This window comes from Actinomycetospora sp. CA-101289 (assembly GCF_050955895.1).
Lineage (GTDB): Bacteria > Actinomycetota > Actinomycetes > Mycobacteriales > Pseudonocardiaceae > Actinomycetospora.
In genome coordinates, this window is sequence record NZ_CP192093.1 from 4,850,337 (window position 1) to 4,865,484 (window position 15,148).

General features: G+C 75.6%; 16 protein-coding genes. 5 read left to right on the forward strand and 11 right to left on the reverse strand.

Annotation, left to right across the window (positions count from 1 at the left end; genetic code table 11):
• The first annotated feature begins 12 nt into the window (after window positions 1-12).
• From dapD to ACQPX6_RS24280, 3 genes are read left to right on the forward strand one after another with little or no spacing between them, the layout of a single operon-like run.
• Entirely contained in the window at window positions 13-984 is a 972-nt protein-coding gene (gene dapD / locus ACQPX6_RS24270) for a 2,3,4,5-tetrahydropyridine-2,6-dicarboxylate N-succinyltransferase (RefSeq protein WP_433783081.1), read from the forward strand.
• 10 nt (window positions 985-994) lie between these two features.
• Window positions 995-1,477 (forward strand): cation:proton antiporter regulatory subunit, encoded by a 483-nt coding sequence (locus ACQPX6_RS24275; RefSeq protein WP_433783082.1) that lies wholly within the window; start codon window positions 995-997, stop codon window positions 1,475-1,477.
• Between the two features lie 8 nt (window positions 1,478-1,485).
• Window positions 1,486-2,664 carry a cation:proton antiporter gene (locus ACQPX6_RS24280; RefSeq protein WP_433783084.1) on the forward strand — a complete coding sequence of 393 codons (1,179 nt, stop codon included), beginning with the start codon at window positions 1,486-1,488 and terminating at the stop codon, window positions 2,662-2,664.
• Here ACQPX6_RS24280 and ACQPX6_RS24285 read toward each other — a convergent pair.
• Complete coding sequence (locus ACQPX6_RS24285; protein WP_433783085.1) at window positions 2,633-3,307, reverse strand: hypothetical protein; 675 nt, start codon at window positions 3,305-3,307, stop codon at window positions 2,633-2,635. The two genes, ACQPX6_RS24280 and ACQPX6_RS24285, sit on opposite strands and share 32 nt — an antisense overlap.
• A 130-nt stretch (window positions 3,308-3,437) precedes the next feature.
• On the opposite strand from ACQPX6_RS24285, the gene ACQPX6_RS24290 reads away from it, so the two are divergent.
• Together ACQPX6_RS24290 and ACQPX6_RS24295 are read left to right on the forward strand one after the other, a co-directional pair.
• A complete protein-coding gene (locus tag ACQPX6_RS24290) occupies window positions 3,438-5,429 on the forward strand; it encodes a sensor histidine kinase (RefSeq protein ID WP_433783087.1) in 1,992 nt (663 codons plus the stop codon).
• Window positions 5,426-6,079, forward strand: coding sequence for a response regulator transcription factor (locus tag ACQPX6_RS24295; RefSeq protein ID WP_433783089.1), 654 nt, complete (start codon window positions 5,426-5,428; stop codon window positions 6,077-6,079). Before ACQPX6_RS24290 ends, ACQPX6_RS24295 begins: the two co-directional genes overlap by 4 nt.
• A gap of 16 nt (window positions 6,080-6,095) precedes the next feature.
• Here the strand turns inward: ACQPX6_RS24295 and ACQPX6_RS24300 are convergent, their stop codons facing one another.
• The 10 genes from ACQPX6_RS24300 to ACQPX6_RS24345 all read right to left on the reverse strand — a co-directional run bounded on the left by ACQPX6_RS24300 (window position 6,096) and on the right by ACQPX6_RS24345 (window position 15,146).
• Window positions 6,096-7,277, reverse strand: a complete 1,182-nt coding sequence (locus ACQPX6_RS24300) for an MFS transporter (RefSeq protein WP_433783091.1) — start codon at window positions 7,275-7,277, stop codon at window positions 6,096-6,098.
• Complete coding sequence (gene dapC / locus ACQPX6_RS24305; RefSeq protein ID WP_433783093.1) at window positions 7,274-8,392, reverse strand: succinyldiaminopimelate transaminase; 1,119 nt, start codon at window positions 8,390-8,392, stop codon at window positions 7,274-7,276. Before dapC ends, ACQPX6_RS24300 begins: the two co-directional genes overlap by 4 nt.
• Window positions 8,389-8,709 carry a ferredoxin gene (fdxA, locus tag ACQPX6_RS24310; RefSeq protein ID WP_274188178.1) on the reverse strand — a complete coding sequence of 107 codons (321 nt, stop codon included), beginning with the start codon at window positions 8,707-8,709 and terminating at the stop codon, window positions 8,389-8,391. The genes dapC and fdxA overlap by 4 nt, the downstream gene beginning before the upstream one ends.
• Before the next feature lie 159 nt (window positions 8,710-8,868).
• Complete coding sequence (locus tag ACQPX6_RS24315) at window positions 8,869-9,711, reverse strand: hypothetical protein (protein WP_433783095.1); 843 nt, start codon at window positions 9,709-9,711, stop codon at window positions 8,869-8,871.
• Window positions 9,712-9,740: 29 nt separating this feature from the next.
• Window positions 9,741-10,220 (reverse strand): hypothetical protein, encoded by a 480-nt coding sequence (locus ACQPX6_RS24320; protein ID WP_433783097.1) that lies wholly within the window; start codon window positions 10,218-10,220, stop codon window positions 9,741-9,743.
• Window positions 10,217-11,074, reverse strand: a complete 858-nt coding sequence (gene mshB / locus ACQPX6_RS24325; RefSeq protein ID WP_433783099.1) for an N-acetyl-1-D-myo-inositol-2-amino-2-deoxy-alpha-D-glucopyranoside deacetylase — start codon at window positions 11,072-11,074, stop codon at window positions 10,217-10,219. The genes ACQPX6_RS24320 and mshB overlap by 4 nt, the downstream gene beginning before the upstream one ends.
• A gap of 119 nt (window positions 11,075-11,193) precedes the next feature.
• Window positions 11,194-12,201 (reverse strand): ABC transporter ATP-binding protein, encoded by a 1,008-nt coding sequence (locus ACQPX6_RS24330; protein ID WP_433783100.1) that lies wholly within the window; start codon window positions 12,199-12,201, stop codon window positions 11,194-11,196.
• A gap of 47 nt (window positions 12,202-12,248) precedes the next feature.
• Complete coding sequence (locus ACQPX6_RS24335) at window positions 12,249-13,286, reverse strand: ABC transporter ATP-binding protein (RefSeq protein ID WP_433783101.1); 1,038 nt, start codon at window positions 13,284-13,286, stop codon at window positions 12,249-12,251.
• A complete protein-coding gene (locus tag ACQPX6_RS24340; protein WP_433783103.1) occupies window positions 13,286-14,227 on the reverse strand; it encodes an ABC transporter permease in 942 nt (313 codons plus the stop codon). Before ACQPX6_RS24340 ends, ACQPX6_RS24335 begins: the two co-directional genes overlap by 1 nt.
• Window positions 14,220-15,146 carry an ABC transporter permease gene (locus tag ACQPX6_RS24345; protein ID WP_433783104.1) on the reverse strand — a complete coding sequence of 309 codons (927 nt, stop codon included), beginning with the start codon at window positions 15,144-15,146 and terminating at the stop codon, window positions 14,220-14,222. Before ACQPX6_RS24345 ends, ACQPX6_RS24340 begins: the two co-directional genes overlap by 8 nt.
• Window positions 15,147-15,148: the final 2 nt, after the last annotated feature.

Below are 15,148 nucleotides of genomic sequence, written 5' to 3' on the forward strand. Positions count from 1 at the left end.
GCCTGGCGCGCGATGAGCACCACCACCCGCGCCCTCGGCGTCGGCCTGGCCACCGTGGCCGCCGACGGCACCGTCCTCGACACCTGGTACCCGCTGCCCGAGCTCGCGGACGAGGCGGACGGCATGGCCGCCGAGCCGGGCACGGTCCAGGTCCCGGCGTCCGAGCTGGAGCCCTCGCTGGTCGACGTCCTGGGCAGCGACCCGGACCGCGGCGTCGAGGTCGTCGCGGTGCGCACCGTCGCCGACCTCACCGGCCCGCCCGCGTCGGCCTACGACGTCTACCTGCGCCTGCACCTGATCTCGCACCGGCTGGTGCGCCCGCACGGCGTCGACCTCACGGGCATCTTCGGCCACCTGGCCAACGTGGTGTGGACCAACCACGGGCCCTGCCCGGTGCCCGAGTTCGAGCGCACCCGCGCCCGCCTGCGCGCCCGCGGCCCGGTGACGATCTACGCGGTGGACAAGTTCCCGCGCATGGTCGACTACGTGATCCCGTCGGGCGTGCGCATCGGCGACGCCGACCGCGTGCGCCTCGGCGCGCACCTGGCGTCGGGCACCACGGTGATGCACGAGGGCTTCGTCAACTTCAACGCCGGCACGCTCGGCACGTCGATGGTCGAGGGCCGCATCTCCGGCGGCGTCGTCGTCGGCGACGGCTCCGACGTGGGCGGCGGCGCGTCGATCATGGGGACGCTCTCCGGCGGCGGCAAGGAGACCATCGCGGTCGGCGAGCGCTGCCTCATCGGCGCCAACGCCGGCCTGGGCATCTCGCTCGGCGACGACTGCGTCGTCGAGGCCGGCCTCTACGTCACCGCGGGCACCCGCGTCACGCTCGACGACGGCAGCGTCGTCAAGGCCGTCGAGCTCTCCGGACGCCCCGGCCTGCTCTTCCGCCGCGACTCGACCACCGGGGCTGTGCACGCCCTGCCGCGCAGCGAGGGCGCCCGGGTCGAGCTGAACGACGCCCTCCACAAGAACGACTAGATTCGGACCCGTGGACGTCGAGGTCACCCGTCTGCCCGGGATCGGCACGAAGCAGGAGTTCACCACCGCGTCGGGACGCCGGCTCGGGGTGCTGACGCACCGCGACGGGCACCGCGAGCTGCTGGTGTCCGGCCGCTCCGACCCGGACTCGTGCAGCGCGTCGGTGGGGCTCACGGACGCCGAGGGCCAGGCCCTGGGCACGCTGCTGGGCGCGCCCAACCTGGTCGCGCAGCTGCAGGACCAGCAGCGCGAGGTCGAGGGCATCAGCACCGCGCAGTTCCCGGTCGGCGCGGGGTCGCCCTACGACGGCCGCACGCTGGGCGACACCGCGATGCGCACGCGCACCAGCACCTCGATCGTCGCCGTGGTCCGCGACCACGTCGTGTCCCCGTCGCCGGGGCCCGACTTCGTGTTCCTCGCCGGCGACCTCGTCGTCGTCGTGGGCACCGGCGAGGGGCTCGGCCGCGCCGCGGCGATCCTCGAGGACGGCTGACCCCTCTCGTGCACTCCTCCGCCCTCCCTCTCATCGAGCTGGGCGCGCTGTTCTTCGGGCTCGGCATCCTCGGGCGCCTGGCCGGGCGTCTGGGCATCTCGCCGGTGCCGCTCTACCTCGTGGGCGGCCTGGCGTTCGGCTCCGGCGGCCTGCTGCCCCTCGAGGGCATCGAGCCGTTCACCAGCGTCGCCAGCGAGGTCGGCGTCGTGCTGCTGCTCCTGCTGCTGGGGCTCGAGTACTCCGCGTCCGACCTGGTCGGCGGCCTGCGCCGGTCCTGGGCGGCCGGGATCGTCGACATGGTGCTCAACGCGGCGCCGGGCGCGATCGCGGCGCTGCTGCTCGGCTGGGGCCCGCTCGGCGCGCTGGCCATGGTCGGCGTGACGTGGGTGTCGTCGTCGGGGATCGTCGCCAAGGTCCTCGACGAGCTGGGCCGGCTGGGCAACCGGGAGACCCCCGCGGTGCTCTCGGTGCTCGTCATGGAGGACCTCGCGATGGCCCTCTACCTGCCGATCACCACCGCGGCGCTCACCGCGATCGGCCTGGTCGCCGGGCTGCGCACCGTCGGGATCGCCGTCGCGCTGCTGATCGTCGTGCTCGTCGTGGCCCTGCGGTTCGGCGGGGTCGTGTCGGCGCTGGTCGAGTCGCCGACCTCCGAGGTGTTCCTGCTGCGGGTACCGGGCCTGGCGCTGCTGGTCGCGGGCGTCGCCTCCCAGCTCCAGGTCTCGGCGGGCGTCGGCGCGTTCCTGCTGGGCATCGCGATCTCCGAGGACACCGCGGAGACCGCTGCCCGCGTCCTCACCCCGCTGCGCGACCTGTTCGCGGCGGTGTTCTTCGTCGTCTTCGGCCTCAACACCGACCCCGCGGAGGTGCCCGCCGTGCTGCCCGCGGCGCTCGTGCTCGCCGTGGTCTCGACGGCGACGAAGGTCGGCGCGGGGTGGTTCGCCGCGCGCCAGATCGGCGTCGGCCCGCTGGGGCGCTGGCGGGCGGGGGCGGCGCTGGTGGCGCGCGGCGAGTTCTCCATCGTCATCGCCGGCCTGGCCCTGACCACCGGCGCCGTCGACCCCGGGCTCGCCCCGCTGGCCACCACGTACGTGCTGCTCATGGCGGTCCTCGGCCCGGTCGCGGCGCGGGTGGTCGAGCCCGTGCACGCCGGCGTCACCCGGCGTCTGCGGCCGGCCGCGGCCTGAGCCCCACCGCGGCGGTCACCGCGAAGCCCACGGCGGTCAGCAGCCACGCGAACCCGTCGAGCAGGTGGTTGGGGACGATCACGGCGGCGACCAGGTGCAGCGGCTGGGAGACGATGAGGGCGAGCGCCGCCCACACCGGGATCGTGCGCCACAGCGCCACGCCGAGCAGGACCGTGCCCAGGATGTGCCCGATCACCCACACCGTCGTGGCGACGGCGCTCACCGGGTGCGCCATCGACGCGTCCAGCAGCGCCGACGTGGCCGTGGCCGGCAGCCCCGCCTCGACGCCGGCCAGCGCGATCTGGTCGGGGCCGACGAGGAAGGCGAGGTTCGCGAAGGCGAGCCACGCGATCACCGCCGCGATGGTCCCCAGCACCGGGCGGGCCCGGGCGGCGATCGCGCCGACCACCAGCACGCCGAGCGGCAGGGTGATCAGTGCGAGCAGGCTCAGCCACAGCACCGTGGACTGCACGCCCGGGTGCGTGGCGACCTTCGCGACGAGGGTGGCCGCGTCGTCGGTGGTGTCGTAGGGCAGGAGCCAGCGCAGGACGGCGATCGCGAGCGGGCCGAGCGGCGTGACGATGAGGGCGGCGGTCCGCCAGGCCGGCGCGGTGCGGACGGGCGCGGAGAGGGTCGTGGTCATGGCGTGACGGTGCGGCGCGCGGATCCCCGGCCACCAGGGCCGCGCTCCCGGTCCGGGCCGGGCGCCGACCCGGGCGGACCCGGGCACCGGACCGGGACAACCCGCCCGCCCGCGCGCCACACTCACGACCGTGACCAGCGAGGAGGCCCCGCCGCGACGTCGCGGCGCGGCCGTGCTCGCCGGGGCCCTGTTCGCGCTGGTCCTGCTCGAGGTCAGCGTCGCGGTCGTCGGCGCGGGGCTGGCCGGGGTCACTCCCACCGAGGCCGTCGACGGGTTCGTCGTCACCAACGTCGCGATCGGCCTCTCCTGCGCGACGGCCGGCGTGCTGATCGCCGGGCACCGTCCCCGGCGCGCGCTGGGCTGGCTGCTGCTGGCCGCGGGGGTCAGCCAGACGGCCACCGCGGCGGCGGCGCCGCTGGTCCTGCTCAGCGCCGACCGGGGCTGGCCCGAGCCGGTGACGCGCACGCTCGACACGGTCTTCACCACCGCCTGGCCGTGGTCGATCGCGCTGTTCCTGCCACTGGCGCTGCTCGTGTTCCCCGACGGCCTGCTGCCCGGACGCGCCTGGCGGGTCGTGGCGTGGTCCACCGCCGTCACCGCTCCGCTGTTCGTCGTCAACGCCGGGACCGAGCCGGGTCAGGTCGTGGGCCGGGTCCTGCGGCCGTGGCTGGTGCTCGACGGCCACGCCGCCCTCGCCCCGCTGTGGACGGTCTCGGAGGTCGCCCAGCTGCTCCTGCTCACCGCGGCCGTCGTCGGCCTCGTGGTGCGCTACCGCCGGGGCGACGAGCAGCGACGCCGGCAGCTGCTCTGGCTGGTGCTCGCCCTCGTCCTGGTGATCGTGGTCCTCGTGCCGTGGGGTCTCTTCGACGCCGGGCCGATCCTGCAGCTGCTCGCGATCGCGCTGGTCCCGGCGGCGATGACGGTCGCGGTGCTGCGCCACCAGCTGCTCGACATCCGGCTCGTCCTCTCCCGCACGGTGGCCTACGCGCTCCTCACCGTCGGCGTCGTCGGCGTCTACCTCGCCCTGGTCGCCGTCGGCGACGTGCTGCTGCGCCGCGAGGGCGGGCTGGGCACGAGCGTGCTGGCCACCCTGGTGATCGCCGTCGGCTTCAACCCGGTGCGCGTGCGCCTGCAGCGCCTGGTCGACCGCGCCCTCTACGGCGACCGCAGCGACCCGGTGCGCGCGCTCTCGCGCCTCGGCGACGGCCTGCGTACCGGGACCCCCGACGACGTCCTCGTCGCGGTCGCCGAGGCACTGCGTCTGCCCTGGGTGGCGGTGCGCCGCGACGGCGTCGTCACCGCGGCGCACGGCACCGAGCCCGCGACCACCGCGTCGGTCGCCCTGCGCTACCGCACCGAGGACGTCGGCGAGCTCGTCGTCGGCGTGCGCCGCGGCCAGCGCGCCCTGCACGACGCCGACCGCGCCGCGCTCGAGCTGCTCGCCGTCCCGCTGGCCGTCGCCGTGCACGCCACCGAGCTGTCGCAGCAGGTCCAGCGGTCGCGGGCCGAGCTCGTCGGCGCCCGGGAGGAGGAGCGCCGCCGCCTGCGCCGCGACCTCCACGACGGCCTCGGCCCCGCGCTGACCGGCATCGCCTTCACCGCCGACGCGGCCGGCAACGTCCTGCACTCCGACCCGGACCGGGCCGCGGCCCTGCTGCACACCCTGCGGGCGGCGGCCACCGAGGCCATCGAGGACGTCCGCCGCCTCGTGTACGCCCTGCGCCCGCCCGTGCTCGACGAGCTGGGGCTCCTCGAGGCCCTGCGCCGCCACGTCGAGGGCCTCGGCGGCGACGCGGTGGCCGTCACCGTCCACGACGACGCCGCGCTGCCGCCCCTGTCGGCCGCCGTCGAGGTCACCGCGTACCGGATCGTCGTGGAGGCGGTCACCAACGCGGTCCGGCACGCCGGCGCGACGCGGGTGGACGTGCACGTGGGCGGCGACGACGCCCCCGACCGGCCGGTGCTCGACCTCGCGGTCACCGACGACGGCGCCCCGAGCACCTCGTGGACCTCCGGGGTCGGGCTGGCGTCGATGCGCGAGCGCGTGGCCGAGCTCGGCGGCGTGCTCGCCGCCGGCCCGGAGCCCGGGGGCGGGCGCGTGTCCGCGAGGCTGCCGCTGTGACCGCCGAGCGCCCGCTGCGCGTCGTCCTCGCCGACGACCACCCCGTCGTGCGCGACGGGCTGTCCGCGCTGCTGTCGTCGGTGCCGGGGATCGAGGTCGTCGCCACGGCCGCGACCGGGCGCGAGGCCGTGCGCGCCGCGGTGACCGAGGCCCCCGACGTGCTCGTGCTGGACGTGCAGATGCCCGACCTCGACGGGGTCGCGGCCGCGACGGAGGTCCTGCGCGCGGCACCGTCGGTCGCGGTGCTGATGCTGACGATGTTCGACGACGACGACACCGTGTTCGCGGCCATGCGCGCCGGCGCCCACGGCTACCTGCTCAAGGGCGCCACGCAGGAGGAGATCGTGCGGGGCGTGCGGGCGGTGGCGGCCGGCGAGGCGATCTTCGGGCCCGGCGTCGCCCGCCGCGTCCTGGGCCTCGTCGCCGGTCCGGGGCGTACCGCCGACCCCTTCGGGGATCTGACCCAGCGCGAGCGCCAGGTCCTCGAGCTCCTCGCGGCCGGGCTGACCACGTCGGCCGTCGGCGCGCGGCTCGGGCTCGCCACCAAGACGGTCACCAACCACGCGTCGGCGGTGTTCGCCAAGCTCGGCGTGGCCGGCCGGGCGGAGGCCGTGGCGCGGGCGCGCCGGGCCGGGCTGGGCGGCCCGTGACCCCGCGGCCCGTGACTCAGCGGCTGGGCTCCCACGTGACGTGCCGCGGGCCCAGGCGTACGACCGCGACGCCCTGGACCACGACGCCGACGGCGATGACGCCCAGGGCCGCGCGGAACCCGGCGAGGTCGATGAGCACGCCCATCACGAGCGGGGCGAGCGCGGCGAGGACGTAGGCCGAGCCGAGGGTCAGCGCCGACACCGAGGCCGACGTCGCGCCGTCCGGGGTCCGCCAGGCCACGACGGCCAGCCCCAGCGGGAACCCGGCGCCGACGGCCACCGACGCCAGCACCACCCACGGCCAGGGGCCCACGACGGGCAGCACGGGCGCCACGAACGTCCCGGTGACGCCGAGGCCGGCGCACACGACGCAGAACGCGGCCCACGGCGCCCACGCCCGGCGCCGCTCGGCGGCCAGGGGCACCAGCAGCGCCGCGGGGATCTGCACGACGTTCCACACCGAGAGCACCACCGCGGCACGCGCGGTGGAGAAGCCCTGCGCCTCGTAGAACGGGGCGAGCCATGTCAGCCACCCGTAGAACTGCACCGACGACATCGCCTGGAACAGCACGGCGAGCCGGGCGAAGCGGTTGCGCCAGGGCAGGCGGACCGGCGCGGCGGCGGGGATGTCGTGCAGGCGCCGGGTGGCGGGCCACCACACGACGAGGGCCAGGACGGCGGGCACGGTCCACGCCGCGAGCGCCCACCACCAGCCGCCGAGCGCGTCCTGCAGCGGCAGCGCCGTCAGCGACGCGACGGTCGCCCCGCCCATCATCGACACCGTGTAGAGCCCGGTGGCCGCGCCCGCCCGCTCGGGCAGGTGGTCGCGGACGACGCCGGTGATGGCCACACCGACGACGCCGATGCCCAGCCCGATCGCGAGGCTGCCGACGACGAGCGTGACCGCCGCCGGGACCCCGTGCGTGGCGCTGCCCAGGGCGATCGCCGCGATGCCCAGCGCCGCGGCCTGCTCGCGCCCGACCCGGCGCGCCAGGGCGGGGGCGGCGAACGAGCCCGCGCCCATCATGAGGATCGTCGCGGCCTGCACGAGCCCGGCGAACCCGGCCGAGAGCCCGAGGTCGGCGCGGATCGTCTCCAGCAGCGGCGGGTAGGCCGAGAGCGCGGCGCGCAGGTTGACGCCCAGCGCCAGCACCGCGAGCAGCACCACGGCCGGGCGCACCCGCTCCGGCGCGCTCACTCCCCCAGCCGCGCCGCGGCCGCGGCGATCCGTTCGTCGGAGGCGGTCAGCGCGACGCGGACGTGGGACGCGCCCGCGGGCCCGTAGAACTCGCCGGGGGCGACGAGGATGCCGCGCGCGGCGAGGCGGTCGACGGTGGCGCGGCAGGGCTCGCCCGCCGTCGCCCACAGGTAGAGCCCGGCCTCGGAGTGCTCGACGCGCAGGCCGGCGGCCTCGAGCGCGGGGCGCAGCACGGCCCGGCGGGCGTCGTAGCGCGCCCGGGTCGCGGCGACGTGCTCGTCGTCGCGCAGGGCGGCGGTCATCGCCTCCTGCACGGGGCGCGGCACGATCATCCCGGCGTGCTTGCGGATCTGGAGCAGGTCGGCGACCAGCGCGGGGTCGCCGAGGACGAGGCCCGCGCGGTAGCCCGCCAGGTTGGACGTCTTCGACAGCGAGTGCACCGCCAGCAGGCCCGAGACGTCACCGCCGTGCACGGCGGGGTCGAGCACCGAGGTCGTGACGACCCCGGGTCCGGGCAGCGCGAGGTAGCACTCGTCGGAGGCGACGACGGCGCCGAGCGCGCGGGCCTCGGCGACCCGGTCGGTCAGCCGGCCGGCGTCGAGGACCCGCCCGGTCGGGTTGGAGGGCGAGTTCAGCCACACCAGCCGCGTGCCCTCCGGCAGCGGCTCGTCGTCGGCCACGACGGCCGTGCGCGTGCCCGCGAGCCGGGCGCCCACCTCGTAGGTCGGGTAGGCGAGGTGCGGGAACGCCACGACGTCGTCGGGGCCCAGGCCCAGCAGCGTCGGCAGCCAGGCCACCAGCTCCTTGGAGCCGATGGTCGGCAGCACCGCGTCCGGGTCGAGGCCCTCGGTGGCCGACAGCCCGGCGGCGTGGCGACGGGAGAGCGCGCCGACGGCGGCCTCGCGCAGCGCCGGAGTACCCCACGTCTGCGGGTAGCCCGGCGAGTCCCACGCGGCGCGCAGGGCCTCGCCGACGGCGTCGGGCACCGGGTCGACGGGGGTGCCGACCGACAGGTCGACCACCCCGTCGTGGTGCGACCGGGCAACGGCCGCGGCGCCCGCCAGACTGTCCCAGGGGAAGTCCGGCAGGACCCGGCGGCGCGTGCCGGAGCTCACTCCCCCTGCGGCGGCAGCGCCGGCACGGGGCCGACGTCGCGGTCGACCTTGCCGACCTTGGAGGCGCCGCCCGGCGAGCCCAGCTCGTCGAAGAAGTCGACGTTGGCCTGGGTGTACACCGACCACTGGTCGGGGACGTCGTCCTCGTAGTAGATGGCCTCGACGGGGCAGACCGGTTCGCACGCCCCGCAGTCGACGCACTCGTCGGGGTGGATGTACATCATCCGGCCCCCTTCGTAGATGCAGTCGACGGGGCACTCCTCGATGCAGCCCTTGTCGAGCACGTCGACACACGGTTCGGCGATCACGTACGTCACGTCTGCTCCTGCTCCTCACTACGTCGTCGGGCGCGGCCCGTCCTCGCGCGGTGGTGTCACACGGCCGGGCACGCCACCCGGGAGTATCCCGGTCGAGTCCGGCGCGCGCCCGTGCGGGGGCGAACCGATTGTCCCGGGATGGCGCCCGTCACACGCCGGTCAGCGCGTGCGGCCCTGCTCCCGGGCCACCCACTGGGCGGCCGCGCGGGCCGCCCGCTTGAGCCCGGACCGCTCGCTGCGGTAGCTGGCGAGTGCGCCGACCACCGGCACGTTGGCGAGGGTCCGCCAGAACCGCCCGCCCTGGGGGCGCCGGCCCAGCTCCTCCTGCAGGCCCCACAGCGTGCGACCCATCCGCCAGACCGCGCGGGCCAGGGCGGCGAGGCGGCCGCGCTCCTCGTGGTCCTCGGAGCTGCCGACCGAGCCGCGCAGCTCGCCGGCCTCGCGCTCGACGTCGGCGTCGTGCGGGTCGCCGTGGACAGCCGGGTCGACGTCGCGGCCGAACAGCACCGCGGCCAGCAGGCGCACCTGCTCGTCGCGGCCGTCGAGGCCGTGCTCGCCGGCGATCGCGCAGATGACCAGGCCCTGGGCGCCGAGACCGAGGATGTCCGAGACCGGCAGCCGGCGCGCCAGCGCCCCGCCGAGGCCCGGGATCGAGGCGACCGCCGAGGTGAAGCGCCCGACCCGCGACACCCACCAGTCGTCGCGCTCCTCGGGGCTCATGGCCTGCCAGCGGGGGGTGCCGGGGAGCTTGGAGGTGGCCAGCCGGTCGAGCGCCCGTGCCCGCGCGGTGCGCGCGCCCCGGGCGACGCGGGCGCGCCGGGGCGTCGTGGTGGCGACGGGCTCGAGCTCGCCCCGGCCCTCCTGGAGCTCGATCGCCCGGCGCTGGGCCAGGCGCCCGAGACGGAGGGGGTCGGCGTCGCGGAGTCCGCGCAGCACCGGCCCGGTGGCGGCCACGAAGGGCCGGAGGACACGGACGACGTGCTCGTCGGGGATGGCGGGCATGGCGGGACTGTCCCCGGACGGGGCGCCGCTCAACCGTGACGGGTCAGCGTCCGGTGCCGGGCGGTGCGCCACGACAGCACCAGCGCGCCGGGCACGACGCCGCCCGCGAGCAGCAGGACGGCCCGCCAGTCCGGCGGCAGTACGCCCGCCCCGGCCGGGCTCCAAAGGCCGGTGACGAGCACGGTGAGCGTCCAGGCGGCGAGCGGCACGAGCGGCGCCCGGGTGCCGGGCAGCACCGCGTCGGCGCCGAGCACGAGCAGCGGCGTGGTCAGGGCGGCCAGGAGCGCGGCGAGGGGCAGCGGGACGCCCGTGACCCCGACGCGCAGGGTCGACCACGCCATCTCGGTCCACGCCAGCAGCACGGCGTCGAGCGCCAGCACCGCGACCGCGACGCCGGGGAGGAGCGCGGGGTGGCGGCGGCGGGTGGGCGGGCGAAGGTCACCTTCGCTGCGTCCCGCGCAGTCGAGGCGTCCTTCGCTCCCCTCGTCGGGCTGCTCGGCGTCGCTCACGAGGGCGGGAACAGGTCGTCGCGCGTGCCCGCCGGCCCACGCAGGTGCACGAAACACTCCGCGCCGAGCACGGGCTGCGCGAGGCCGTTGGACAGCGCGAACGCCGGGGGCTCGCGGCCGTCGTCGTAGACGCTGATCTGGGTGGCGTGGGCGCGCAGGGCCGCGAGCTTGGCGACGCGCGCCCCGCCCAGCGCGATCCGCGTGGTGATCGTCGCGTCGGGAACCGTCGGCAGGTCGTCGACCGGCGGCACGGGCAGCGGAAGCCAGGCGCGGCGGCGCAGCGCCTCCAGGCCGGCGTCGACCTCGTCGTGGGCGGCGGCCGTCGCGTGCACGGTGATCGCGGTGGCGTCCGGGTCGACGGCCGCCACGGCCGCCATGGTGATCTCGTGCGCGCGGACGTGGTCGGGGTGGCCGTAGCCGCCGCGCTCGTCGTAGGTCAGCACCGCGCGCGGCGCGACCTCGCGCAGCACGGTGACCAGCGCCTCGACCTGGTCGTCGACGTCCCGGCCCGCGAACGCCCCGGGCTCGATCGTCTCCGGGGCGGCGGCGCGGATGCCCTCGCCGGCGAGCACCATGCCCGAGTCCTGCCAGGTGCCCGCCCCACCGAGCCAGCGGTGGTCGGTGACCCCGAGGGCGGCGCAGGCCCGGGCCAGCTCGCCCTCGCGGTACTCGCCGAGCGCGTCGCCGGTCAGGTGCTGCAGGCCGGACGGGATGACCTCGCCCCGCTCGCCGCGCGTGCACGTGATCAGCGTCGTCGGCACGCCCGCCGCGACCGCGCGCGCCATGACCCCGCCGCAGGTGATCGTCTCGTCGTCCGGGTGGGCGTGGACGAGCAGCAGCGGGCCGGGGCTCACGCGGGGAGACGGTAGGCCGTCCGGCGGTGCGGAGTGTCCTGGGGTGACCGCGTCCTCGGTGACGGAGTGGAGATGCGGACACTCAACGTCAGCGGAGCCGCTCCGCTGACACTGGGCCACTACTCCGCGCGGACCAGGTGCGGGGGTTCGGCGAAGTGGCACGCCGTCGGGTGGTCGGTGGACGCCCGCACCTCGAGGGCCGGGGGGTCCTCCGCGCACACCGGCGCCGCCTTGGGGCAGCGCGTGCGGAAGCGGCACCCCGAGGGCGGGTCGGCGGGGCTCGGGACGTCGCCGGTGAGCCGGATGCGCTCGCGGCGCACGGTCGGGTCGGGGACGGGCACCGACGACAGGAGCGCCTGCGTGTACGGGTGGCTCGCCCGCGTGTAGATCTCCTCGTTGGTGCCGGTCTCGACGATCGAGCCCAGGTACATCACCACGACGCGGTCACAGAGGTGGCGCACGACGCCGAGGTCGTGGGCGATGAACAGGTACGCCAGCCCGAACTCGCGCTGCAGGTCGGAGAGCAGGTTGAGCACCTGCGCCTGGATCGACACGTCGAGCGCCGACACCGGCTCGTCGCAGACGATCACCTTGGGCCGCAGGGCGAGCGCGCGGGCGATGCCGATGCGCTGGCGCTGCCCGCCGGAGAACTGGTGCGGGTAGCGGCGGATGTGCTCGGGGTTGAGCCCGACCACCTCGAGCAGCTCCTGCACGCGGGCACGACGCTGCCCCTTCGGCGCCACCTCGGGGTGGATGTCGAACGGCTCCCCGACGATGTCGCCGACCGTGCGCCGCGGGTTGAGCGAGGTGTACGGGTCCTGCAGGACGATCTGCATGTCCCGGCGCCACGCCTTGAGCGCCGCGCCCTGCTTCGCGAACAGGTCCTCGCCCTCGAAGCGCGCGGTGCCGCTGGTCGGCGGGGTCAGGCGCATGAGCACCTGGGCCAGGGTCGACTTGCCGCACCCGGACTCGCCGACCACGCCGAGCGTCTCGCCCGGGTAGAGGTCGAGCGAGACACCGTCGACGGCGCGCACCTGGCCGATCGTGCGGCGGAACACCACGCCCCGGGTCACCGGGAAGTGCTTGACGACGTCGCGGACCGAGAGCACCGGCTCGGGGCTCGCCACACCCGGCTCCCCTATCGGCGTGCTCCTCTGATCGCTTCGCGGGAGGTTCACCCGGACACCACCTCCTGCGTCGCGGGACGGTCCGGGCCCGCGGCGACGAACCGCTCGGCGAAGTGGCACGCCGCCTCGTGCCCGTGCCCCTGCTCCACCTCGCGCAGCGGCGGGTACTCGTCGACGCACACGTCCTGCGCATACGCGCACCGCGGGTGGAACGGGCACCCGCGCGGGATCGCGGTGAGGCTCGGCGGCAGGCCCGGGATCGGCCGCAGCGGCGCGCCCCGCTCCCCGCCGGCGTCGTCGACGCGCGGCACCGAGTCCATGAGCCCGCGGGTGTACGGGTGGGCGGGGCGGGCGTAGAGCGTCGCGGCGTCGGTGTGCTCGACGATCCGCCCGGCGTACATCACCGCGATCCGGTCGGCGACCTCGGCGACCACCCCGAGGTCGTGGGTGATGAGGATCAGGCCCATCCCCCGCTCGCGACGCTGCTCGTCGAGCAGGTCCATGATCTGCGCCTGCACGGTGACGTCGAGGGCCGTCGTGGGCTCGTCGGCGATGAGCAGCTCGGGGTCCAGGGCCAGCGCCATCGCGATCATGACGCGCTGGCGCATGCCGCCGGAGAACTGGTGCGGGTACTCCTTGACGCGCTGCCGCGCGTTCGGGATGTGCACCAGGTCGAGCATCTCCGCCGCGCGCGCCATCGCGTCCTTCCGCGACATCCCGCGGCGGAACCGGAACTGCTCGGCGATCTGGAAGCCCACCGTGTACACGGGGTTCAGCGCGGACAGTGCGTCCTGGAAGACCATCGCCATCGACTCGCCGCGCAGCAGCCGGCGGCGCTCCGGGTCGGCGCCGAGCAGCTCCTCGCCGCGGAAGCGCACCGAGCCGCCGGTGATCCGCCCGGGCGGGGCGTCGAGGATGCCCATGACCGTCTGCGCGGTGACGCTCTTGCCGGAGCCGGACTCCCCGAGCACGGCGAGCGTCTCGCCCTCGTCGACGTGGTAGCCGACGCCGTTGAGCACCGAGGCGGTGTCGCGGCCGCGGCCGAACTCGACGTGGAGGTCCTCGACCTCGAGGAGCCGACCCATCACCGCCCCCTCGGGTCGAGCGCGTCGCGCACGGCGTCGCCCAGCATGACGAACGCCAGCACGGTCACGACGAGGAAGCCCGCCGGGAACAGGATCGCGTGCGGGATCTGGGCCACGCGGTCCTGCGACTCCGCGATCATCACGCCCCACGACACCACGGGGTCCTTCAGCCCGATGCCGAGGAACGACAGCGTGGCCTCGGCGCCGATGAACGCCCCGAGCTGGATCGTCGCGTACACCAGCACCGGCGCGAGCGTGTTCGGCAGGATGTGCCGGAACACCACGCGCAGCCGCCCCGCGCCCAGCGCCCGCGCGGCGCGCACGTAGTCCTGGTCCCGGGCGGTGATCGTCGCCGCGCGCATGATCCGCATGGCCATGGGCCACGACAGCACGACGATCGTCGCCACCACCTGCAGGACCAGGCGGGACTCGCCCACGAGCTGGCCGGGCGGGTTGAACGTCGTGAGGATGACGATGCCGCCGAGCACGAACGGCAGGCCCGCGAAGACCTCGGCGAAGCGGGAGAGCAGCGAGTCCGGCCAGCCGCCGCGGTAGCCGCCGAGCAGGCCCGCGAGCGCCCCGAGGAGCACGGTGCCGAGGGTCGCGAGCACCCCGACCGCCAGCGTCGGGCCGGCGCCGTAGATCGCGCGGGCGTAGACGTCGCGGCCCTGCAGGTCGCGCCCGAACAGCGCGTCCGGCCCGGGGGTGGCGCCCGACCCGGCGAGGTCGGCCTCGCGCGGGTCGACCGAGGTGAACAGGGACGGGAAGAAGGCCATCACGAGCAGCACGAGGATGATCGACGACGCCACCCAGAACAGCGGGCGGCGCCGGAGCTGGCGCCACGCGTCGGACCAGAGCCCGCCGGCGTGCTCGACCTCGGCGTCGGCCACCGCGTCAGGCCCGGCATCGCCCGGCCGGGCGGCGAGCAGGGGTTCAGTCATAGCGGATCCTCGGGTCGAGCACGGCGTAGAGCAGGTCCACGACGAGGTTCGCGACCAGGTAGACGATCACGAGCAGCACGACGATGCCGACGACGGTGGCGGTGTCCTGCTGGATGATCCCGCGGAACACGAGCCCGCCGATGCCGCGGATGTTGAACACGCCCTCGGTGACGATCGCCCCGCCCATGAGCGCGCCCAGGTCGGTGCCGAGGAACGTCACGACGGCGATCAGCGAGTTGCGCAGCATGTGCACCCCGACCACGCGCCGGCGCGTGAGGCCCTTCGCGACGGCGGTGCGCACGAAGTCGGCGCGCGCGTTCTCGAGCAGGCTCGTGCGGGTCAGGCGGGCGACGTAGGCCATCGACAGGCTGCCCAGCACGAAGCCGGGCACGAGCAGGTCGCCGAGCGAGGGGTCGTTGGGCACCGAGGTGCGGATGATCCCGAGCTGGACGCCGAGCAGCTGCTTGAGCACCAGGCCGGTGACGAACACCGGCAGCGAGATGAGGAACAGGGTCGAGACGAGCACCAGCGAGTCGACGAAGCCCCGTCCCCGCAGCCCGGACACGATGCCCGCGAGGATGCCGATCACGGCCTCGATGACGAGCGCGACCAGGGCGAGCTGGACGGTGATCGGGTAGGCGTTGGCGATGAGGTCGGAGACCTCGGTGCCGGAGAACGTCTGCCCGAAGTCGCCGGTGAGCAGGGCCCCGAGGTACTTCAGGTACTGCACGAGGATGTTGTCGTCGAGGTTGTAGCGCTCGGTCATCGTCGCGACGTAGGCCGGTGAGCAGGGGCGCTGCCCGCACTTGCCCGCGAACGGGTCGTCGGACAGGCCCCAGACCAGCGCGTAGACGATGAACGTCGTCCCGAGGAAGACCGGGACCAGCTGCAGCAGCCGCCGCAGGGTGTAGCGCCCCACGG

Bases quoted from the DNA above. Each gene is read 5' to 3' on its own strand.
- ACQPX6_RS24340 (WP_433783103.1), bottom strand. From the start codon at position 14,227: ATGACTGAACCCCTGCTCGCCGCCCGGCCGGGCGATGCCGGGCCTGAC.
- ACQPX6_RS24315 (WP_433783095.1), bottom strand. From the start codon at position 9,711: ATGCCCGCCATCCCCGACGAGCACGTCGTCCGTGTCCTCCGGCCCTTC.
- ACQPX6_RS24335 (WP_433783101.1), bottom strand. From the start codon at position 13,286: ATGGGTCGGCTCCTCGAGGTCGAGGACCTCCACGTCGAGTTCGGCCGC.
- ACQPX6_RS24285 (WP_433783085.1), bottom strand. From the start codon at position 3,307: ATGACCACGACCCTCTCCGCGCCCGTCCGCACCGCGCCGGCCTGGCGG.
- dapD (WP_433783081.1), top strand. From the start codon at position 13: ATGAGCACCACCACCCGCGCCCTCGGCGTCGGCCTGGCCACCGTGGCC.